This is a genomic window from Alteromonas sp. MmMcT2-2 (assembly GCF_022348305.1).
Classification (GTDB): Bacteria; Pseudomonadota; Gammaproteobacteria; order Enterobacterales; family Alteromonadaceae; genus Alteromonas; species Alteromonas macleodii.
This window is the reverse complement of record NZ_JAKRFA010000052.1, coordinates 1-22802: the sequence shown is the minus strand read 5'-3', so window position 1 is coordinate 22802 and position 22802 is coordinate 1. Positions and strand designations below refer to the sequence as shown.

Annotated in this window: 20 protein-coding genes; 18 read left to right on the top strand and 2 right to left on the bottom strand. The window is 46.4% G+C overall.

Going from position 1 to position 22802, the window contains the following annotated elements; translation table 11 throughout:
• Nucleotides 1–185: 185 nt before the first annotated feature.
• On the bottom strand, nt 186–1073 hold the full coding sequence (locus MHM99_RS18725; RefSeq protein WP_187447413.1) for a TraB/GumN family protein: 888 nt from the start codon (nt 1071–1073) through the stop codon (nt 186–188).
• A 405-nt stretch (nt 1074–1478) separates the two neighbouring features.
• Here MHM99_RS18725 and MHM99_RS18720 point away from each other — a divergent pair, with 405 nt between their 5' ends.
• The 3 genes from MHM99_RS18720 (at nt 1479) to MHM99_RS18710 (ending at nt 5691) form a co-directional block, all read left to right on the top strand.
• Nucleotides 1479–2444, top strand: coding sequence for an alpha/beta hydrolase fold domain-containing protein (locus MHM99_RS18720; RefSeq protein WP_239220291.1), 966 nt, complete (start codon nt 1479–1481; stop codon nt 2442–2444).
• A gap of 270 nt (nt 2445–2714) precedes the next feature.
• Entirely contained in the window at nt 2715–4919 is a 2205-nt protein-coding gene (locus tag MHM99_RS18715; RefSeq protein ID WP_239220290.1) for a TonB-dependent siderophore receptor, read from the top strand.
• Nucleotides 4920–5010: 91 nt separating this feature from the next.
• On the top strand, nt 5011–5691 hold the full coding sequence (locus MHM99_RS18710) for a Fe2+-dependent dioxygenase (RefSeq protein WP_014951030.1): 681 nt from the start codon (nt 5011–5013) through the stop codon (nt 5689–5691).
• Between the two features lie 56 nt (nt 5692–5747).
• On the opposite strand, the gene MHM99_RS18705 is transcribed toward MHM99_RS18710, so the two are convergent.
• A complete protein-coding gene (locus MHM99_RS18705) occupies nt 5748–6845 on the bottom strand; it encodes an alpha-hydroxy acid oxidase (RefSeq protein WP_239220289.1) in 1098 nt (365 codons plus the stop codon).
• A 372-nt stretch (nt 6846–7217) separates the two neighbouring features.
• Between MHM99_RS18705 and MHM99_RS18700 the strand changes: the two genes are divergently transcribed.
• The 15 genes from MHM99_RS18700 to MHM99_RS18630 all read left to right on the top strand — a co-directional run bounded on the left by MHM99_RS18700 (nt 7218) and on the right by MHM99_RS18630 (nt 22692).
• On the top strand, nt 7218–9509 hold the full coding sequence (locus MHM99_RS18700) for a FepA family TonB-dependent siderophore receptor (protein ID WP_202941339.1): 2292 nt from the start codon (nt 7218–7220) through the stop codon (nt 9507–9509).
• A gap of 102 nt (nt 9510–9611) precedes the next feature.
• The gene (locus MHM99_RS18695; RefSeq protein WP_239220288.1) at nt 9612–10388 is read left to right on the top strand and encodes a DUF3450 family protein; all 777 of its coding nucleotides are present in this window, start codon (nt 9612–9614) and stop codon (nt 10386–10388) included.
• Nucleotides 10385–11761: a MotA/TolQ/ExbB proton channel family protein gene (locus MHM99_RS18690; protein WP_239220287.1), complete on the top strand. Its 1377-nt coding sequence runs from the start codon at nt 10385–10387 to the stop codon at nt 11759–11761. The genes MHM99_RS18695 and MHM99_RS18690 overlap by 4 nt, the downstream gene beginning before the upstream one ends.
• Nucleotides 11761–12147 carry a MotA/TolQ/ExbB proton channel family protein gene (locus MHM99_RS18685; RefSeq protein WP_014951025.1) on the top strand — a complete coding sequence of 129 codons (387 nt, stop codon included), beginning with the start codon at nt 11761–11763 and terminating at the stop codon, nt 12145–12147. Before MHM99_RS18690 ends, MHM99_RS18685 begins: the two co-directional genes overlap by 1 nt.
• Nucleotides 12148–12149: 2 nt before the next feature.
• Nucleotides 12150–12557: a biopolymer transporter ExbD gene (locus MHM99_RS18680; protein ID WP_239220286.1), complete on the top strand. Its 408-nt coding sequence runs from the start codon at nt 12150–12152 to the stop codon at nt 12555–12557.
• 18 nt (nt 12558–12575) lie between these two features.
• A complete protein-coding gene (locus MHM99_RS18675; RefSeq protein WP_014977608.1) occupies nt 12576–13196 on the top strand; it encodes an energy transducer TonB in 621 nt (206 codons plus the stop codon).
• A 76-nt stretch (nt 13197–13272) separates the two neighbouring features.
• Nucleotides 13273–14646, top strand: coding sequence for a tetratricopeptide repeat protein (locus tag MHM99_RS18670; protein WP_049589008.1), 1374 nt, complete (start codon nt 13273–13275; stop codon nt 14644–14646).
• The gene (locus MHM99_RS18665; RefSeq protein ID WP_049589007.1) at nt 14643–14945 is read left to right on the top strand and encodes a hypothetical protein; all 303 of its coding nucleotides are present in this window, start codon (nt 14643–14645) and stop codon (nt 14943–14945) included. The genes MHM99_RS18670 and MHM99_RS18665 overlap by 4 nt, the downstream gene beginning before the upstream one ends.
• Before the next feature lies 1 nt (nt 14946).
• Nucleotides 14947–16563, top strand: coding sequence for a PepSY-associated TM helix domain-containing protein (locus tag MHM99_RS18660; protein WP_239220285.1), 1617 nt, complete (start codon nt 14947–14949; stop codon nt 16561–16563).
• Nucleotides 16560–16910: a DUF3325 domain-containing protein gene (locus tag MHM99_RS18655; RefSeq protein ID WP_014951019.1), complete on the top strand. Its 351-nt coding sequence runs from the start codon at nt 16560–16562 to the stop codon at nt 16908–16910. Before MHM99_RS18660 ends, MHM99_RS18655 begins: the two co-directional genes overlap by 4 nt.
• Nucleotides 16911–17054: 144 nt before the next feature.
• Nucleotides 17055–17654 (top strand): PepSY-associated TM helix domain-containing protein, encoded by a 600-nt coding sequence (locus MHM99_RS18650; protein ID WP_239220284.1) that lies wholly within the window; start codon nt 17055–17057, stop codon nt 17652–17654.
• A 46-nt stretch (nt 17655–17700) separates the two neighbouring features.
• Nucleotides 17701–18231, top strand: a complete 531-nt coding sequence (locus MHM99_RS18645) for a DUF2271 domain-containing protein (protein WP_239220283.1) — start codon at nt 17701–17703, stop codon at nt 18229–18231.
• 55 nt (nt 18232–18286) lie between these two features.
• Nucleotides 18287–19120, top strand: coding sequence for a DUF4198 domain-containing protein (locus MHM99_RS18640; protein ID WP_014951017.1), 834 nt, complete (start codon nt 18287–18289; stop codon nt 19118–19120).
• Between the two features lie 112 nt (nt 19121–19232).
• Complete coding sequence (locus MHM99_RS18635) at nt 19233–20630, top strand: flavodoxin domain-containing protein (RefSeq protein WP_239220282.1); 1398 nt, start codon at nt 19233–19235, stop codon at nt 20628–20630.
• A gap of 370 nt (nt 20631–21000) precedes the next feature.
• Nucleotides 21001–22692 (top strand): carbon starvation protein A, encoded by a 1692-nt coding sequence (locus MHM99_RS18630; RefSeq protein WP_014951015.1) that lies wholly within the window; start codon nt 21001–21003, stop codon nt 22690–22692.
• Nucleotides 22693–22802: the final 110 nt, after the last annotated feature.

Here is a 22802-nt window from a genome sequence, read left to right as displayed (position 1 = left end):
GGTGGTCGTACAGTAGGTGCTGGTGTTGTATCTAAGATCCTAGACTAATCTAGACTTAGCAACACAAGCCAAGAAAAGCGCACTTAGGTGCGCTTTTTTTATGCCTGCGATTTCCCTCTGTAATAGGCATAAAAAAGCTAGGACTATGCCTAGCTTTGATATTTAGGTCGGTAGCAACAAGGGGGTTACATTTGCTCGACTTTGTAGCCTTTCGCTTTTAATAAGGCGATAACACTGTCATCGCCAACTAGGTGGCCAGCACCGACTAAGACAAATTCTTGGTCATCATCGCCAAACATGGCTTCGATTTGAGGTAGCCAGTTTTGGTTGCGCTTAGTAAAAACATCGTCGTACGAAGCGGGAGATTCACGTTTGAATGTGTCTACCACCAGTTCATCGATTTTCTGAGTATTCCCTTCTCTCCATGCTTTTATGGTGCTTTTAAGCATGTCTTTTAGTTCTGGTAGCGTTTCCAAAGTTTCAGAAATGAGGCGGTCTTCTTCACCGGCTCCCATATTGGCAAGCATACTGATTTGAAAATCTAACGATTCCAGATATTCACTGGCTTTTCCGTCGCGAGCAGCTAACTGCATGAAGTAGGCATCTACACCTTGTCCAGCTAACTGAGAGCGTTGTGCTTCCATAGCTACCAGCATTGATGCAACCATGCCTGGCTTAAATTGCGCTAACTGATCGGCTGTTGCGCCAAAGTTGGCTAAATATACATTGAGAGCCTGATAGGTCTCTTCTGATACATCATCTTTAAGCGACTTACCGTCTTTGTAAGCTAGCCCAGCCATCATTTTTTGCTGACCTTCAATATCCGTTGGGGCAGGCATTTTTACTTCAAAAACTAAAGTGTCACTTTTTTCATAGGTTTCAGTGAACGTAGCAGGCAATGGAAATTCAGAGATTGGCAGAATATGTATTGTACCACCTACATAAACCGCATCATCGCCTTTCGACACTTTCCAAACTGAGGTCTGGTCGTGCTCTACATTTCCTGCAAAGGCTGTTGCCGAAATAGCGAAACCTGCCGCCATTGCCCATTTACGAAGGGGTATTCTTTTCATTGTATATATCCTTATTAATTATTCTACCAAGATGTCTTAGAGTGTATTGGCTACATGCAGCTTAATTCTTCCTGTCTGCCCTCAAAACACGCTGCGCTCGACTAGTATTTCCAATCATATCAGATGCACAACCAAGTAAGGACTGATCTTCAATACAGATTTTATTACACTTTGTTGCGTCACTTTGATGTAGAACCACTATACCTGTGGTAACACGCCGCGGTCGCGAACATTTTAACTCTCGCTGAGTGAGTAATTATCTGTGCGGACTGGTATAAACTATATGTTGAAGCTTCGGGCGAGTGAATACGTTACGCTAAGCACTCCATATTCGGTGTAGGCTGGTAGGATTCATACATTCTTGGCACCAACTCGCTGTTTATTAACGTTAACACTTCAAAAATAATGTCAAAACCTAACGAACCAAAAACACAGACCGTTAGTGATGCTCTTAAGCATGCTATCGAAAAATTTCCGACGACACCTATCGCAGAGGTTAAGGCAACGGTACCTCAAGATGCTGCACGTTGGCGGGACCTCGTGCAGCAACGAAATGCGCAGCAAAAGAAAAAAATAAAGAACATGCGCAAGCAATTAGATGTCAGTGTGGAATTACTGGAAATAGCCGGCGTAACAGTTCGTAAGCTCACACCGAAAGAGGTGTCACCGCATTTTGAAAACCATGTTTATATAGACGTGCATGGGGGCGCCTATGTACTTTTTGGTGGCTTACCGAGTATTGAAGAAGGCTTATTGATTGCATCACGGTTAGGAATAACCGTATTGAGTGTAGATTACGCTATGCCGCCAAATTCCCCAGCACCTGCCGCGCTTTGTGATTTAAAAGCTGTATACCTAGCGCTTTTAGATAGCGTCGACAGTCGTCGCATACTCGTTGGAGGGACATCCGCAGGCGCCGGGCTGGTTCTAGCGCTTGTACAGTCACTGGCCGCCGAGAGTATTAGCCTTCCTTGCGCTATCTATACAGGCACACCATGGGTAGATTTAACGCAGGCAGGGGATAGTCGACAAGTTAATGAAGGTGCTGATCGTGTGCTGGTTACCTACGAAGGGCTACTACAATCTGCGGCAGCGCTTTACGCTGGAACTATCGACTTATCACACCCTAGTGTTTCGCCTATTTATGGTGACTTTACTTCGTTTCCGCCTGTTTTCATCGTGGCAGGAACACGCGATCTATTTTTAAGTGATGCAGTCCGTCTGCATAGAAAAATTCGCGATTTCAACGGTACGAGTCAACTTGAGATTGTGGAAGGGCTGTCTCATGCGGAATACCTCATTGCCCATGAAACTCCAGAGTCTTATATGACTTATGATGAACTAAGGGCATTTTTCTTACAGAATCTCTAGCTCAATTCTACAAAACCATACTGTTACAAAACACCTTTAGCCAATGAAAAAGAAAGCCATATAAGCTTGTGCTTATTCTTAATCAACCCGCGTTTTATCAGTTCTGACTGTCAGTTTAGTGTAAATTTGTAAAAGCATATGCAAATAATAATAATTTGCATTCAGTTTAATCTCTCTGTATTTTACTCGGTGCCAAAATTCAACTCGGTACATTTAGGCATTTAATCACACACTTAAAAGCACTAAAGGGACTTCTTTTTCATGAAGAAAATGAATACAAAAAAAAGCGCACTAGCGCTGACAGTCACCGCAGCAATACCATTTGGAACCGCACTCGCTCAACAAGAGAATACCGCAGTTCAAGAGTTAGAAACCACTAAGGTTCAAGCTACCGAAGAAGCGGGTTATAAAGTTGACGAAACCTCTTCAGTAAAGCTAACGCAACCCATCGCGAATACCCCTCGTTCGATCAACGTGATTTCAGAACGCCTTCTTGAAGATCAGGGGATTACCAACTTAAACGATGCGCTTCGAAACGTTGCGGGCGTATCAACGTTTGGTGGTGGTGAAGGTGGTGGCGGTGTCGTGTCTGCCAGCGACAAGGTCACCATTCGTGGTTTTGATGCACGCTCAAATATCTATGTAGACGGTATTCGCGATATAGCCGGTTACAGCCGCGATACCTTCAACTACGAAGCTGTAGAAGTTATCAAGGGCGGAAGCGGCTCGTTAGACGGCCGCTCTACCGGTGGTGGTAGCGTTAACCTGGCAACTAAACGTGCGCGACTTGAGTATTTTGGTGCAGTGTCAGGTCGCTATGACTCCTTCGAAAACGCACGTGTAACACTGGATTACAATAAGAAGCTTTCTGAGAATGTTGCCGGCCGTTTAAACCTGTTATATAGCGATGGCGGTGACTTCTTTGACAATGGCGTTGAGGAATACCAAACCACTGGTGCGGCGGGCTCATTACTTTATAAAGTGAATGAAGCAACAGACATAAACCTTGATGTATTTGTGATGGAGCAGGATAATGTTCCGGTGCTTGGTCTTCCCTTCCTAACTTCAGCGGCTGCAGAAGCTACAGGTCAGCCCGAAGGACCGATAGATTCGGGTTTATGGGACGAATATTACAGTGTGCCGGGCCGCGATTTCGAAGAAGTGTCGACACAAATGTACACCTTAGTTATCAATCACAAAGTAAACGACGTGGTAACGCTTCGTAGCCAAACCCGTTTTGGTAGCAACGAAAAAGAGTCAGTAATTGGTCGTCCGTGGTGGAATTCAGGTGAAGAAGCTAACCTATTGAATGCTGAGCGCTTGCAAGCATTGGACGAAGAGACTGATTTATTTGTATCACAACTAGACGCAATTCTTTCGCTTGAATCTGGGGCTTTGAAGCATCGAGTTGTGCTGGGTGCAGAAGTAGCAGAAGAAGAGCGTACCAGTTTTGGTGTGACAGCAAATTACACCTATGTCGATGGGCAAGGCAATGTGTTGGAAGCTCCCACCATTAACCCTTTCGACTTGCAAAACAACGTGTTTGTAACAGGTGGTACAACGCGTAGCGGCAATGACACTTCGGGTGATGCGAGCACGGTAGCCTTATATCTTCTAGATACCATCAAAGTCGGTGAGCACCTTCAAGTAGACATAAATGCGCGTTATGACGATTTTGATATCTCCGGTTCTGCGTGTGGTCGACGTAGCGGTTATTTCGATGGGCTCGACGCTCAAGACAGCTACTTTAGCTACGGTGCAGCGGTGAGCTATATGCCTACAGAGAACGGTAATATTTACCTAAGTCACAGTAATTCTAAGCAGCCGCCCGGCGTAGCGTTAGCGCTATCAACCAACGCCGCGCAAAATGCGGTAAGGCCTGAAAATGCAGTAACAACTGAACTTGGTGTGAAATGGCAGTTCTTTAACGACCAGCTACTTGTTAGCGGTGCTGTGTTTGAAACTACGAAAGACGTGGTCGATTCACAAAATATTGAAGACGGTGTCACAGTGTATTCGCTAGCGGGTGAGCAAGAGTCTAAAGGCTATGAAGTCAGTGTTACAGGTATGCTAACGGACTCACTATCAATCTCTGCAAACTATGCGAGTTTAGATACTGAAGTTACCCAGGACACGACAGCGGATTCTATCGGTAACGGTCTACAAGCGTCGCCAGATGATACGGCTAACATTTGGGTTAACTATGCTGCAATGGATAACAAACTGAATGTGGGCGGTGGTATCTATTACAACTCTGGTGAAACCTACTGGCGCAGAAATACGGCTTATTTCACGGTCGATTCTTACACTACGCTTTTCCTAATGGCATCTTATCAAGTGACAGAGGATTTAAAGCTTCAGTTAAACGTTGATAACTTAACAGATGAAGAGTACGTGGTAGATTACAGCGCTAAAGGGCACTTCCGTCCAGGGAACCCTCGAAGTGTAGCTGTCTTTGCTAACTATACTTTCTAATTGAGTATTCGTTATTATAAAACCAGCCTTAGGTAAAAAGACCTCTGGCTGGTTTTTTATATTTTACTCGCTTTGCCACAATGGGAACATCATGCTGGTTAGAATTGAGAACTTCCTTACCAAACAAGAAGTCACCGATGCGGTGTCGCTTCTTGAGAAAGCCGATTGGGTTGATGGCGCTGTAACAGCGGGGCATTTAGCGTTACATGCCAAGAAAAACCTGCAGTTGCCTGAAGATTCTCCCACGGCACGTCAGCTCGGAGATTTCATTTTGAGCTTGATGGGTCAGTCGCAGCATATTCTTGCAGCAGGATTACCAAACAAAATATACCCTCCCATGTTCAACTGCTATCAGAGTGAAGGAGAGTTTGGCGATCATATCGACAATACCATTAGGCGAGTGGCAGGAACCGCTGTTAAGGTTCGTACAGATATCTCAATGACGGTTTTTCTCAGTGAGCCCGAAGAATATGAAGGGGGAGAACTCGTAATCCAAGATACCTATGGAGAACAACGTGTGAAGTTCGCTGCGGGCGATATGGTGATGTATCCCTCGACCAGCTTACATAGAGTGACGCCAGTTACAAAAGGCCGTCGGCTCGCGTCCTTTTTTTGGATGCAAAGTTTAGTAAGAAGTGCTGAACAACGCCGTATTCTGTACGACTTAGATATGAGTATTCAGGCACTTAGCGCCGAGACGCCTAATAACGCTGAAATTGTCAGGCTTTCGGGTGTGTATCACAATCTGTTAAGACAGTGGAGTGAAACCTAAGCTTAAAGACCTGCAAGTAATGCGTGTTTGCGCGGTGAAATTTTCTAAGAAATTGACTAAGCTGTGGGCCATAAACAGTGCTTATTTATTTCTTCTATGGAGCCTACGCCGCAAAGCGCCATTGTCATTTCAAGCTCGTCTCTCAACAATCGAATAGTGTGAGCAACACCTAATGCCCCCGCCGTGGCTAACCCGTACATCAGAGGCCGACCAATAAGCACGGCGTTAGCACCCAGTGCAATGAGCTTTACCACATCAGCGCCTCTGCGCACACCGCTGTCGGCCAGTACCATCATTTCATCACCAACCGTTTGGCGAATAATAGGAAGCATTTCTACCGGTGAAGGCACGCTGTCCAAAGCACGGCCGCCGTGATTCGACACTACAATACCCGCTACGCCAAGTTCCGCTGCTTTTTGAGCGTCCAGTGGATTAAGAATACCTTTCAACACAATGGGCAAAGACGTGTGTTGCTGGATAAAAGCAATATCGTCCCATGTAGGAGCCTGTGCCATAAGCCCTTGAAATACCACGCTCTTGCCTTCTCCGGGGTGCACTAAGGGAGGAGGCGTATCTATATTGACCGCGCGAACATTTGGAGGGAGCGAAAATTCAGCTCTCTGCTCACGGTTTCGCAAGCCGTTAATTGGCGCATCGATGGTGATTACCAATGCTGAAAACTGAAAGTGCTCTGCTTTTTGTATGAGTTCTAGAGTTTGTGAACGGGTAGGTTGAACATAGAGTTGAAACCAGCGGGGGCTTTCCACCTGATTAGATATATCTTCAAAGGAGCAACTGGCTAGTGTGCTCATCACCCATAAGCCGCCTTGAGCTTGTGTTGCCATCGCCGTCGCAATCTCACCATCGGGATGCGCTAACGCTTGATAAGCAACAGGCCCTGAAATTATAGGGTGTTCAAACTGCTGCCCTAACAAGGTGGTTTTAGTTCCCCCCAGTTTGACATCTTTCAAAGCGCGGGGAAGTAAACACAGGCCGTCTAATTTTTCTCGATTTCTTCGCATCGACAATTCATCTGCAGAGCCACCGGCAATATATGCCCACGATTGTGGGGTTAGTCGCTCCCGAGCCAGGTTCTCGTAATCAGACAGTGCTGCAAGGGTTTTAGGAATTGTATTTAGCGGTGTTTTAAGCATATTCGTCAGTTTTATGTAAAGAAAGTAAAAAGCCTTTCAATATTAATTAAATTGCAAATGATAATAATTGTCATTAAGATGCAGTGCGATTTGAGCACGATTAGCCACTTCTTGCAAATAAGAAGAGAAATAAAGCGATGAAAATTCCCTATGACAGACAGGGGATGCAAGTTTCTACGGATAGTCTCACTTTTGGGCATTCTTTCTTGGAATAACAATAATCACACCAATTGCCCTAACTCAAATAGTTAGTGCTTTGCTCATGTTTGGCGTTAGAGCCATTTATGAAGTTAAGCCGCGCGTAACAAGACACAACATTTTGAAATGGCGAGCCACTGGCTGGCCAACACTCAACACATTAAGGATTATCAAATGCCTGTAAATGGTAAGCGCATTATTTTGTTAGGAACCCTGTTTCCCATGTTGTCAGCGGGTGTGCTGGCGCAAAGCGAAGAGATAGAAACGCTCGACACCACCGTTGTGCAATCTGCGTCTGAAGAGCTGAAGCAAGCCCAAGGCGTGTCTATCATTACGGAAGAAGATTTCAAACGTCGTCCTGTCACTAACGATATCGCTGAAATTGTAAGAACCATGCCGGGTATCAACCTTACAGGTAACTCAAGCTCAGGACAGTATGGCAACAAACGTCAAATCGACATTCGCGGAATGGGTCCAGAAAATACGCTTATTTTAATTGACGGCAAGCCAGTGTTGTCGCGTAACTCTGTAAAAATGGGCCGTTCAGGCGAGCGAAACACACAGGGCGACAGCAACTGGGTTCCAGCTGAAGCGATTGAGAGCATTGAAGTTATTCGTGGTCCAGCAGCGGCTCGCTACGGCTCTGGCGCATCAGGTGGTGTTATCAATATTATCACTAAGTCTCCTGATGAAGCTTCTACCTCTATCACCGCTCAGACCGAGCTTTCTTCAAATAAATACGAAGGCGACAACCGTCGTTTTAACCTAGTAACAAGTGCGCCTTTATCTGAGCGTTTCTCTCACCGCACTATTGTTAACTACAACGAACAGGACGCTGACGACCCACGCGTAAATTTAGACGCAACAGACGTAACAACGGGCCGCGGCGGTACAGCAAAAGCGGTAGGTGCAGGACGTGAAGGTGTTGAAAATATCGACGTGCGTACTCTTGTTCGCTTCGACCAAGATGATATTAATCGCTGGGACTTTGAAGCAGCCTATAGCCGCCAAGGCAACCGCTATGCCGGTGACAATGCATTTCAAGGCGTAAGCTACCCCGTTGACGAAAACGGCAACGTCATCATACCTGAACCTGAAGACCTGGCAGAAACTGATGCTCAGAGCCTAATTGGTGAAGAAACACTAGTAATGCACCGTCGTACGTTCGGCGTAACACACAATGGTGAGTATGACTTCGGCGATTCATTTAGCTATATCCAATACGAAAGCACGTCTAACAGCCGTTTAGGTGAAGGCTCTGCAGGTGGTGGTGAAGGTCGCATTAATAGCCTTGAGATGACCACCATCAAATTAGAGAACATTACGGCAAAGACCGAGTGGAATGTGCCTTTAACGTTAGGCGGCTTCAATCAAACCGCAACGTTTGGTGCGGAATACCGCAAAGAGACCCTAGACGATTCAGTTAGCAATCAGCTTTCTCTGAATGTGGTTGATGACGGCACTATTCCTGGTGTAGAGACTGACCCAGAAAATCGTCCATCTGAAACCGACGCCACGCTTGTAGGTGTGTATGTTGAAGACAACATCATGCTAACGGATTCAATCACCCTTACGCCTGGACTACGTTTTGATGATCACAGCAAAGCGGGTACAAACCTTAGCCCGAGCTTGAATGCATCATGGCAGGCATCGCCTAATATTGTGGTTCAAGGTGGTATTAGCCGTGCTTTTAAAGCACCAAATCTCTATCAATTAAACCCTAACTACGTGTACTACACCCGAGGTAATGGTTGCCCAGTTGACTTCTCTAACCTAGGTGGCGGGTGTCACATTCTAGGAAACCCTGACCTAGAGCACGAAACCTCAGTAAACAAAGAAATTGGTGTTAACTACACCAACGAAGAGGGCTTGAACGCGGGTATTACTTACTTCCACAACGACTATAAAGACAAAATTGGCACCGGTAATGTACCGCCAGAGTATGTGTTACCTGGCGAAGAAGGTGGCGAGGCCAACGTTCAGGTATTCCAGTGGTTTAACGTTCCTGAAGCGGTTATTTCTGGCCTTGAAGGTAACTTGTTGTTCCCTGTAACCAGCACTATTGAGTGGTCGACCAACTTTACCGTGATGCTTGAGTCAGAAGATAAATCTACTGGCCAGCCATTATCTATCGTTCCTGACTACACAGTGAACTCGCTAATAAGCTGGCAAGCCACCGATGCACTTGAGCTTGTGCTTAGCGCTCAACACTACGGTGAGACAGAAAGCCCTACGGCCAGCGTTAATTCGGGCGCCGTTATCGAAGCTGATGATCGCGAAGCCTATACCATAACCAACATTAACGCCATTTACGCGTTTGACGAAAACTTAAGCTTCAACGTGTCGGTTAAGAACTTGTTTAACGAAAGCGTTAAGCGTGAAGGTACACAAGCATCTAACGCAGGGGCGAATACTTTCAATGAACCAGAAAGAAGCTTCTTGTTGTCTGCTACTTACCAGTTCTAATACTTAGCAAGCAGTAACAAGACATTAAAAATGCCGGCCTCGATAGCGATATCGACGTGCCGGCAATCTCATTAATTCAGCCAAGAGATGTAAGGGATTTGAATGAAAGTTAAAAGAAGTGCAGCGCTTTCTTTTGTACTGGTATCACTTGCCGTGGCCTCATCAGGTATTGTGATGGCAGCAACAAAAGCCAGCGATATCGACGGGCTCACTGAAAAGTGGATTAGCATTGAGCGCCAGACGCAAAAGCTAGAAAACGAGTGGCGTGAATCAGAGCCTGCATTGCGTCAGCGTATTCAACTGCTTAAAGCTGAACGTACTCAGCTGCAGAGTATGATTGACGAAAGTAAGGCTGCAACCACCGACGTAGAAGCCCAGCGAGAAGCACTGCTTTCTGAGCAAAGTGAGCTTGAAGCACAACAGGGTGGGGTAGAGCGTGCATTGACTGGAGTAGTAGGCCAAGTAGACAGCCTTTACTCGTCGCTGCCTGAAATTATTCGCCAGACGTGGGATAAAGAGCAAGCCGAATTAGCGGCTGACGCCGACACGTCAAATAAGCTTCAGGTCACCCTTGCAAAACTTTCATCCCTTGCGCAATTCAATAGCAAACTTCTGGTTAACGAAACCGTAATGCGTGCTCCTGATGACAAAGATGTATTAGTTAAGCAGTTCTTTGTTGGCAGCAGCTATGCGTGGTTTACCAACGCCGATGGTCAATATCAGGGTGTGGGTCGCGTTCGAAACGGGGAATGGCAGTGGCAATTTAGTGACAATGTAGATAGCAAAGCGGTGGCCCTTGCCGTTGCTATTTTCGAGAAGAAGCATGAGCCCGATTTTGTTTCTTTACCACTTACGCTGGCTCAAGGAGAAGGTGAATGAAATGCTTATCTCACGTCCTCACAACATTTAATCCAATGTTGAGATCCTTTCTCATCGCAGCATGTGTTGCTTTGTGTGCAGCTGTGGTTTGTGTACCGGCAGTGGCAGCGCCTGAAGATAGCATGCTGGCCAATATTAAAGACGCGAAAGCGCGTCTGGATCGCACTGAAAGTAAAATTAGTAAAGAGCGGGTAGCGCTGGCTAATGAATTGCGTGCGCTTGAACAGCAGGTAATGAAACTGCGCAATGAAACCACGGTAGCCCGCCGTAAAATGGACGAAAGAACCCTTAGTCTTTCACAGTTAGAAAATCGCCTATCGAGCTGGAGCGAGCAACAAGAGTTCCAACAAAATTTGTTGAGCCGTTTCCTGCTTCAAACTGGTGTAGACAGTCTGTCATTAAGCGAAATGAGCTTGTCTGACAAAGTCCAGAAAGTGGGTGAAAAAGCGAAAGAGTTTGCCAATCAACAAACCCCTAATTTCAGTGCAGGAAAGGTTGTACTGGCGAATGGCGAAGTGACCCAAGCAAAAGTGCTTACTCTTGGCCCGGTGACGTGGTATCTGGCGCAAGCACAAAACGTTGCGGGTACGGCAGAGCGTAAGCAAGACCTGTTTACCTCTACGTCCACTTTTTCAGATACGGATACCGAAAGCCTTGCAAGCTTGGCAAGCAGCGGCAATGGCAGCATTAAAATAGATCCTACCCTTGGCCGCGCAGCAACGCGCGAGCAAGCGTCAGAAGGGGTAATTGAACATGTAGTGAAAGGCGGAGTGTGGGTGATCCCTATCGTTTTGTTTGCCCTTCTCGCTACACTTATCGCACTGTTTAAAGTTATTCAGCTATGGCGCTTACCGAAGGTTAAGCAAGTAGCATCAGGCAAAGCTCTGGTGAACATGGTGGGCAGTTCAGGTGTGGGCTTCTTTGATGGCATGCAGCGCGAGCTGTATGACATAACTAAGCGTGCAAGCACGCCAACTGAACGCGACGACGAACTGTTTTCTGCACTCCAGCAAGACAAAATCAAGCTAGAAAAATACAACGGCACCATTGCTGTAACTGCTGCCGTTGCACCCTTGCTAGGTCTTCTAGGTACGGTAAGCGGCATGATTGAAACCTTTAGAATGATGACGGCATTTGGCTCAAGCGACCCCGAAGTTATTTCTGGCGGGATCGCTAAAGCCTTAGTTACGACAGAGTTAGGCTTAGTTGTGGCCATACCGGCATTAATTCTAAATGCCGTACTCTCTCGCAAAGCGCGACATTACTACGAAGAGCTCGAAAGTTTCGCGCTTGTACTTAGCAATGACGAGCCTGACGTTGCTGAGAAAAGCGACCAAAAGAGTGATGGTCAAAAGCAAGCGAGCGCAAGCTAATGATTGAACAGCTAGCGGGGAATGCATTGTGTTGGTTAATGCTGCTGGTGGCATGGTTTGCTTACCAGCAAATCTTTGTGTTGTTTACTACACGCAAAGAGATAGCCCAAGTGCGTGATGGAGAGAAAGAGCTAACAAAGCGAGAAATGGTACCTGCCGTGCTGGTTAGTGCTCTTCCCTTGATGGGCCTGCTAGGAACAATAGCAGGCCTACAAGTGAGCTTCACCGGAATGATGTCGTTAGGTGTCGATAGTCAAGTCGTCACTGGTGGCATTGCCGATGCACTTTTTACCACTCAGCTTGGCTTAACCTTGGCTATTCCTGGCTGGCTTTTGTTGATGTTTGTTAATGGTGCGGTAAAGCGTGCCGTAGCAAGGGAGGCGTAAACATGGCAAGTCGATTACAGCGACGCCTTGAAAACCAGCAAGCGCAAGGCATTGATATGTCTCCGCTACTAGACGTGGTTTTTATACTTTTAATTTTCTTTATCGTTTCAACAGTGTTTGTAAAAGAGACTGGGGTAGAGGTAGATAAACCACAGGCAATATCAGCACAAAAGCTCGATCAAATGGCCATTATGCTGGCAATTACCCGAACCGGTGAAGTGGTGTATGACAGTGCCAATATCGGTGTGAGCGGTGTGCGCTCTACCGTTGAGCAATTGTTGATGAAAGAACAACGCCCAGTAGTCATTCAGGTAGATAAAGCCGTTCGCTCTGAATTACTGGTAGAAGTCATAGATGAAGCCAAACTGGCGGGTGCCGACACGGTAAATCTCGCCACTTTGAAGCCATAGCGAACGAGGCAAAATTCAATGAAATACAATCTTCAACCTTCTCTACTTAGCGGTGCGGTGCTCGTTAGTGCGCTTGGCGTTATGTGGCTAGGGCACTTTTTGTCTAATCTGCAGCCCGACACTATGGTTGTGCGCAAGTTAGACATTGCGGTAACGCCTCCACCACCGCCGCCCCCTAAAACGCAAAATGTAGTGGAAGAGACTGAACTTGTTATGCAGGTAGAGGGCAGTGGCGCAGCCATGACCATGGCGGATTTAAGTGTTGAGCCAGATATTCAAGTGCCAAAGCCCGACATGCCAAATGTCAAAGTGACCCAAACCCAATGGGATATGCCTGATATTGAATTGGACGCCTTTGGGCTAAGCGAACTGGATTCAAAGCCTACCTTGCTGACTCCGGTCAAAATACGTTTCCCCAAACGACTTAAAAAGCAAGGCATCAAGCGGGTGATTGTAAAGCTCGACGTCATTATTGACGAACACGGCAACGTAAAGCTGATGGATATTGTCGAGAACCCGCATCACGAGCTCAATAAAGAAATAATGCGTTTTGTTAAAGCCAGCAAATTTACATCGCCCTACAAAGAAGATGAAGCGGTGAAGGCGCGTTTTATTTGGCCTGTAGTTATAGAGGCCTAATAGAAGCCTATTAAAGGCCTAGTTTAGCGCAATAAAGCGAAATAGAAGCTAAAGAATTTAGAGGTTGATTGAGACAATGTTAAACAAGATTACAGCCGTAACTGTCCTCAGCTGTGTAGTGAGCGCGCTGGCTTTTGTTAAGCCAGTAAGTGCGAAAATAACGGTGGAATTGGAAGAACCCGATTGGCAGTTTGTCATGCGTCAGCATCATAGAGATGATCATCGTGAACGTATATCCCGTGAAGAAGGTGAGTTTATCGGGCGCATTCAGGCCGACTTGCAAGCAGGCAATTATTCAAACGTTGCCAGCGCATTTGCAACCCAAGATATTTCTCAATTTAGTCCACGCTTGCGTGAGCTTTACGGACAAGTGCTATTGAATGAGAAAAACTACGCACTTGCCGAAAAAGTGCTGTTAGACGTTATCGATGCTATGCCAAACCTTCCATCGGCGCACAGAAGTTTGAGCATGGCGTATTTAATGACAGATAAATTGGCCAAAGCACGCACTCATTTAACTAAAAGCGTAGAACTAGGTATTCAAGATGCCCAACTTTTCGGGCAGCTAGCCTATACCAATGTTCAGCTTGGAAAACCTGTCACCGCTATTAGTGCTTATCAAAATGCGTTGATGCTCGAACCTGAAAACAAGCAATGGTATCAAGGTTTATTGTTCGCGCTTATTGAAAGTAATGCACTTGCACAGGCGGAAAGCTTGCTAAGCGAAATGTTGGTAGATGATGAAAGTAATCAGCAGCTTTGGCTCCAACGGGGACAAATAGCGTTAAAGCAGGGTGACATGGTAAAGGCGCTGAGCAGCTTAGAGACTGCCCTTTCTTTAGGTGACCGCTCGCTGTCGAACTTGATTTCAGTGGCCAAATTGCACGTTTCTGACGGCAGTCCGCGGCGCGCAGCAGACATACTGGCTACCCATGCGAAGACTTTCATTACCGACAAAGATGGGGAAGGCTTCGACGCTTACTCCAAAATAGCGGCTTACTTAGCGGCTAATGAGCAGTGGTCTGATTTAGGTAAATTAACGCAAGCTGCCGACAACAATGTGAAAAAGCTCACGACCTCTAAAGCAGCTACGCTTAATGTACTTAAAGCTCAGTTAGCTATGGGCAAAGGGCAAAGCAAAACGGCAATTTCCCTTTTAACCAAAGCCATTGCTGACGCCCCTGACAATGGTGAGGCGCTGTTGTCTCTTGCTTCACTTTATCGTCAGCAGAACAACGTCGAACGTGCCAAAATGACCTATCTACGAGCTGAGTCACTCGCCGACGTTAAACAGCGCGCCATGCTCGGGCGTGCGCAAATTGCCATAGATCAGCGTCAGTACCAAGATGCACTTACGCTTTTACGACAAGTCTATAAATCGTACCCATCCCGTTCTGATTTACTTGGCAACATCCAGTCACTAGAAAACCTAGTGAAGAACACAATATGAAAAGCCAAACGGTGAACCGCGTCGCCATAAATCGTGAACGATTGGATGTCGCACTTAGAACGCTGATTGCTGTGGCACTGGGCTACGCTTTTTCAGCGTGGCTAAGCAGTGCTATCGCCAATTTTATAGGGGCTGACGGACGAGAGCACGAAGTGCTGGTAAGAATGCTGTTCTTTTGTGTTTACTGCACCTTCATCCTTTTTACGTTCATCTTTGATACGACGAAAAAGGCGTCCATCATAATGACAGCGCTCTCTGCGTTAGCCTTATGTCTTTATTCAATCAGTACAGGGCTTTAACATGAAAGGGAATGTCAGAAAGTCTATGACGTGGCTTCATACTTGGAGCTCGATACTTGTTGGTTGGTTACTCTTTGCGATTTTTTTTACCGGTACGCTGTCGTTTTTTAGAACCGAAATAACCTATTGGATGCAGCCAGAACAACACGCCGCAGTACCCAGCGAAAAGGCGCTAGAGCACGGTTTACGTTATCTTGCGATCAATGCGCCCAATGCAAGTGAATGGCAACTCTCACTACCAGATGCGCGCTCGAATACACTCGACTTGTCGTGGCGCGACGCTAATGCAGGTAACGAGCGTCGTCGAGGTCCACGGGTCATGTTGAACCCGTCCACGGGTGAAGAGATAAAAGTAAGGGAAACGGCCGGTGGCAACTTCCTTTATCGTTTTCATTTCGAGTTATACGGCATAGACAGAACCGTTGGACGCTGGATAGTAGGCGTAGTCAGTATGATGATGTTTGTTGCTATTATCAGCGGCGTCATCATGCACAGAAAAATCTTTGCCGATTTCTTTATGTTCAGGCCAAAGAAGAAGCTGCTGAGCTGGATAGATGGGCACGCCATAAGTGCGGTATTAGCACTACCATTTCATATCATGATCACCTTTTCTGGTTTGATTCTATTAGGCGCCACGCTATTGCCTTTTAACAGCGAGGAGCGCGTGCGGCACCGTCCTCAAGGTACAGAAGTACGCCAGAATGCGCAGCAGCAAAATCTAGCTTCACCAGACATTAATGCCTTATTGGCCTTACCCATCTCTTCGATGATTGCTCACGCTGAGCGCACATGGCAGGTGCCGGTTGAAAGCCTATCTATTACTCACCCGGGTAAAGCTAACGCTCAGTTTACGCTAAGTGGGAACAACAGAACGCAGTTAAGTGCGGGGCGTGGAGGAAGTAGTGCGCTGGTATTTAACGCACAAGGCGAAGTCATTAACGAGCGCCCAGCCTCAGTAGCCGCTAACGCCAGCCAGGCGACGTATAACTATTTGGATATGCTACATCAAGCGCGCTTCGCCGATACCCTTACTCGCTGGTTACTATTTTTTGCCGGTATTCTGGGTACCATTATGGTGGGAACGGGCTCTGTTTTGTGGGTAGTGAAACGGGCAAAGCAGCAGCTTGGAGAGTTTGGTTTTGAATTGGTCAGAGGCAGTAATATAGGCTGCATTGCAGGATTAATGTGTGCGACCGGTGGCTACTTTTGGGTAAATAGACTACTTCCTGCTGATCTAACGTCTCGAAGCTTATGGGAAATTAAGGTGTTTTTCGCAATATGGCTGGTGTGTGTGGTTGCAGGGTTTATTTGGCGAGACAAAAAAGGGTGGGTAATTCAACTTGGCTTTGCAGCAGTGTTGTTTGCGCTTGTACCTTTGCTTGACCACCTCACCTCAGCAACAGGCTTAGATTTCGCGGTTGCAAATGGTGATAGCCTGAGAGTGGGTTTTGACCTTATGTGCATAACACTTGCGGCAGTACTCGGCTATGCTGCTTACCACGTCAAAAAAGCCAAAGCCGTGAAAGCAAAACGGGTGAGCAGTACTCCGTCACCTAAGCGAAAAGACAGAACTCGCCAAGATAAGCCGCAAGGTGACAACAGCGAGGCATTAATATGAGTATCATTCTGGATGTGGTGTTCGCATTTGTGCTTACTTATTTGAGTTTCTTACTACTCTCGCTTGGCAACAAGAAGCATGCCGGTATCACTCGACTAACCAGTACACCTTCACCACTACTTTTAATTGTGCTTCATAGTTTGGCGTATTTGCTTATGGCAATAAGCCTCATGAACTGCATAGACGTGTGGAAGACCGAAATTGGCGTGGTGGTATGGATAGGGCTTTTACAGCTTGCAAGCGTGATGGTTTCAGCAACGTTTACCTATTTACCTACCCTTTACACCGTGGTGTGTAATTACCTATTGCTTGTCGCTTTTTGGGGGCCTCGTTTACGCGAAAAGTGAAGCAATACTTAAAGGTTGTTGAGCAAAAAACACAATAATGAGAATAAATCTCATTTACATTGAAAAGGGTGGAAATATCTGTATTATCTAGCCCGTTGAATTAATCAATATCACCGAGTAGTACAGAGAGTTAGCAACGAAATTATGAGTTTTTCTTTAGGCGGCATCCGCCAATGGCACTGGATTAGTGGCGCAGTCTGTCTGGTCGGGATGATGTTATTTGCCCTAACGGGGATTACGCTAAATCACGCTGCAGACATTCCGGCGAACAGAACTGTAACGTCAGCTGAATCAAGCTTACCACCGTTGGTTGTCGAACAATTGGTTTCTCTGGACACCGGTGACATAGCCATTCCAAGCGAACTCGTCGCGTTTATGCAGTCGCAAGAGGGCATTTCACTACCTTCATCGGTGACGGGAGAGTGGGATGGTATTGAATTTTATGCTGCGTGGCCCGGACCCGGTGCTGACAGTTGGATAGCAGTAGATGCTGAACTTGGCACAGTGACTTATGAAAACGTTGATAGAGGATGGATATCTTATTTCAATGACCTGCATAAAGGGCGGAACACGGGAAATGCCTGGCGCTGGTTTATCGATATCTTCGCTGTTGCCTGCATTGTTTTTAGCGTAACAGGGCTGCAACTATTAATGCGTCACTCGAAAACGCGCGCGTCTACTTGGCCCATTACTACGCTCGGTGTGCTCATCCCGTTTGTCATTATTTTACTGTTTGTGCACTAGCGCGACGCTAGTGGCACGTACCTACACAATTTTAAGGAGTGTTTACATGAAAATGCGAAAAGGCGCAGTTATCGCATCGACTTTATTAAGTATGACATTTGCCTCTGGCGCTATTCACGCTGCAAGCCAAGCCAAACTTGACGTGGCCTTACCGCAACTTGATGTGGCTGAATATCACAAACCTTATCTTGCCGTGTGGATTGAAGACAGTAAACGCAAGGCTACTCAAGTCGCCGTATGGTACGACGTTGAAATGCGTGAAGACAAAGGGAAAGAATGGCTTAAAGACTTGCGCCAATGGTGGCGTCGTGGTGGGCGAAGCCTTGATTTGCCTTATGACGGACTTACCAGTGCAACAAAAGGCCCAGGCGATTACAGCCTTGATTCGCAGTTAAATAAGGCGCTAGTAGAACTGCCAGAGGGCGATTACACGCTTCGCGTTGAGGCATCACGAGAAGTAGGCGGAAGAGAAGTACTGTCTCTGCCATTTTCATTACCGCTATCTGCTGCGTCACTACCGGTAGAAGTGAAAGGAAATTCAGAACTTGGGCGTGTTGTACTGCGTCTGGAAGACTAATCTGCTGAGGCGCTAATTCAACGCTCACTCAGTAGAGATCCAATAAGAGGACATTATGAAAAAACTATCAGTAAAAGCTTCAGCCATTGCGCTAGCAGCAACACTTGCCGTGTCATTTTCAGCCAGTGCGCATCGCGCGTGGTTACTTCCAAGCTCTACCGTACTATCAGGTGAAGAAGCTTACGTGACGTTTGATGCTGCTATTTCAAATACTATTTTTCACCCTGACCACTTCGCAATGAACGCCAGTAACTTAGTGGTTCAATCACCAGAAGGTGAAGCCGTAGACGTAGAAAATATGGCGCGCGGTAAGTACCGAACCACGTTCGATTTGAAATTAAACAAAGAAGGTACATACAAACTTACGTCTGCCAGCAATGGCATTCGCGCATTTTGGCGAGATGAAGAAGGAAAGCGCAAGATGTGGCCCGGCCGTGGTGAAGAATATAAGCCGGAAGAGTTCGCAACAGCCGTGCCTAAGAAAGCAAAAGATCTTCGCGTAATGCAAAGCTCTCGCCGCGTAGAAACGTTTGTTACTCTTGGTGCGCCATCGAACAAGGTGTTCACGCCTGATAACGTGGGTTTAGAGCTAGTGCCAGTGACTCACCCTAATGATTTATTCGCCACCGAAACGGCAACGTTCAAGTTACTTATTGACGGTGAGCCTGCGGTTGGCGCCGAGGTGGAAGTTGTGCGCGGTGGTATGCGCTACAGAAATGATCAGGAAACGATTAAAGTCACGTCTGACAAAAATGGTCAGATTGAAATTACATGGCCGCAAGCCGGTATGTACTTTGTAGAAATTGGCTATGAAGACGATAAAGCGCAAAAGCCTGCAACGTCTCGTAACGGTAGCTACTCAGGCACATTTGAAGTACTTCCGCTGTAATAACCGTACGTTATTGCGCAGCTAGGGGCTGTAAACGTTCTTTGAATACTCACAGAGCAACAGCCTCTAATGTCTCTAGCCATTTCAATACAACGGCATAAAAGTTAAGCACATGACAGAAACACACCGTCTACTCATAGCAATAGTAAGCATTGGCCTGTATATGCTGTGGGTAGCGGTGTTATTTTTTAAATATCGAAAGCAAAACAACTATGCGGTATCAGGCGAGGAGACCCTTGTCGTATACGCAAGCCAAACCGGTACGGCCGAAAAAATTGCCCGCGCAAAGGCCGCGGCGCTATCACAGCAAGAGCAAACGTCGGTAGTGTCCATGGCATCTTTGAAACTCAACACGTTAAGTAGTGTGTCGAAAGTCATTTTTGTTGTGAGTACCTACGGTGAAGGCGAACCCCCTGATGCGGGTAGAACCTTTAGTAAAGCGCTAAAAAAAGCGTCGTCGAATCAATCTGATTACCTGTCCCACCTGTCTTTTGAAGTGGTGGGATTAGGCGATAAGCAATACGCCGCGTTTTGCCAATTCGCAGTCACGTTGTTTGATAATATCAGTGCACTAGGCGCACGTGCGCTTTCTCCGCTAACGACATTAGATTCAGGGAAAGGTGAGCATTTGTCTTTGCTTGGTTCGTTGCCACAGGATGAACAGCACCCCACCCATGCTTTCACACTGAAAAATCGGGTTCAATTAAATGAAATAAGTCTAGCTTCTGGCGAGATTTCAAACGAACCCTCTAACCAGTCTGAGAGCAAACCTTCGAACTCAGCGTCGCCAGGCCTGTTCGGCTTGTCTTTGAACGTTGACCATTCTAATCATACACAAGAATTACATGAACAATGGGAAGCGGGAGACGTGTTGGAAGTCCTTATTCCTCAGCAAGGGCAGTCACCGATTGTAAGCCGAAGCTACACCATTGCGTCGGTACCACAAGAACACGACGTAAAGCTCGTAGTTCGACAGCTGGTTAAAGACAACGGCCAACTTGGGCTAGGTTCTGGATTACTTACCCGTTCTTTACCTGTATCTCAGTCAGTACAGGCCTACATTCGGAAAAATACCAGCGCTATTATTACTAATACTCAGTGCCCATTGTTATTAATTGCTGCGGGTAGCGGCATTGCGGGGGTACGAGCTCAGCTTGCAAAACGCGCATTGCTTGAGAACGCTGGGCCAGTTTGGATATTTTTTGGCGAACGTCATCCCATGCAAGATGATGTGCTTGATAAAACGCTATCGCCTTTCCAGAATAGTGACTGTATTTTTAAAAAGTCAGTTATTTTCTCCCGACAGAAAGGTGGTGGTTATGTTCAACAGCGTCTTGTTGAGCAGCGAGATGAGGTTAAATCCTTCTTAGGCGATACCGGACAAGTATACGTATGTGGGCATTTTGAGGGAATGGGCCAAGGCGTTGACATGGCTTTGCAGTCCATACTTGAAGCGCAAGCCTACAATGCGCTAGCTGACGAAGGACGTTATCACCGCGACCTTTACTAATGTGGAGAACAGCAGGCAATTAATGTCTGTTTTGCGCTTTCCTGTTTCACCGCTGAATCATCGCTAATAAACCTCAAAAGCCTTACAGCTAAATCCCAAACTTTGAGTTAGACTTTAGTCTAATGTGTCAGGCCCTTGCCTTGTCGCATGTTTAAATATGCGCAACAGTACGTTGGGCATACCTTAAATAGGTGTTTTCTTATTCAGGTATGACCTTTCGCCACCGATAATTGGTGTAATGTTTGAACTGAAAATAAGAAAATCAACAGGCTAGGGGCTGCTGACCTTTGTTGTACGTTTAAACCAAAATTCGTACACCAAAGAACAATAGACCCTAGGGCCTGTCGATAAAACAAATTAGGACGACAGTATGCAGTCTATTGCCATTGTTATACTGGGCATCATCGGAATGTTGCTCGGCTGGTTCGTATATTCGAAGTTTATTGCGAGCCGTATATTTAAGTTGGATGATAGTTTTGTAACACCAGCCCATACAATGAAAGATGGGGTGGACTATGTTCCCACCAATAAAGTTGTATTGTGGGGGCACCATTTCACTTCCGTGGCGGGGGCAGCACCCATCGTAGGTCCAGCTATTGCTGTCTACTGGGGATGGGTTCCTGCGGTACTTTGGGTTGTGTTCGGTACGATATTATTTGCCGGTGTGCACGATATGGGCGCCTTATGGGCCAGCGCACGCCACAAAGGCAAATCAATGGGCGCGCTGTCTGAGACCGTCATCGGAAAACGCTCTCGTTCACTATTTATGATAGTGATCTTCCTAGTACTCTTAATGGTTAATGCGGTATTTGGCGTGGTTATCGCGAACTCTTTTGTCTCCCAACCCAATGCGGTATTCCCAGCTTGGATGGCAATCGCAGTTGCATTAGTCATAGGTCAATTGCTTAAACGTAATTTCAGCCTCATACCCTTATGTATTGTGGGGATTATTGTGCTTTACGCATCGGTGTATGCGGGCAGTTATATCCCACTAAGTCTGCCGGAAACCATGTTTGGTTTAGCAGATAAAGCAAACTGGATCATTATCTTATTTATTTACGCCGCTATTGCATCGCTGTTACCAGTTTGGATGCTGTTACAGCCTCGTGATTTCATTAACGGTATGCAATTACTTGTTGGCTTGTTCCTGCTTTATGGTGCTGTGTTCTTTGCTATGCCGGATATCACGGCGCCAGCGTTTAACGCTCAAACCGCTGTCGATTCTCCAAGTCTAATCCCGCTGTTGTTCGTTACTATTGCGTGTGGCGCTGTTTCTGGTTTCCACGGTATTGTGTCTTCAGGTACCAGCTCTAAGCAGCTAGACAAAGAGACCGATGCACGCTTTGTTGGTTATCTAGGCGCGGTCGGTGAAGGCTCACTAGCACTTATTACCATTGTCGCTGTAAGCGGCGTTGCGTTTGCAGCTTCTCCAGAAGAATGGCACGAAGTATACAGCCACTTGGGTGCGGGTAGCGTGGGTGCATTTATCACTGGTGGTGCGAACCTAATTCAGCAGGGTTGGGGGTTACCGGTAGATTTCTCGTCAACGATCCTTGCGGTAATGGTTGTTCTATTTGCTGGCACCACCATGGATTCGGGCGTGCGTCTGCAGCGCTACATAATCCAAGAATGGGGCGATATCTATTCAATTGGTGCACTAAAGAACGGCGTGGTTGCAACGCTCGTAGCTGTTGGATGTTGTTTATTGCTGGCCTTCGGTGCAGGTGGTGCGTCAGGCAGTGGCGGTATGATTATTTGGCCGTTATTCGGTTCTACTAACCAGATACTAGCCAGTTTAACCCTGTTAGTAATCTCGGTTATGCTGATTAAATTAGGTCGACCAGCGAAATATACGCTGATTCCAATGGTGTTTGTACTGATTATGGCCTTCTTTGCTGGGCTTATTAAACTTAAAGAATACTACGTTGAAGGTAACTATCTATTGGTATTCTTAGACGCAGTAGTACTTATTGTGTCTGTGCTTGTTATGCTTGAAGCTTTTTCTGTGGTGTCAAAACTCAAAAAGGAATCGAAGCTTAAAAAAGAGCAAGCCAACGGATAAGTCACTAGGGTCTGTATATGGTCTCCCCCATTATTGCAAGAGTAAACATGCTGTTTTGACTAAAATGGTTTGCGTCCGTATATCCGGCTTCTCGTTGAAGTATTTTCACT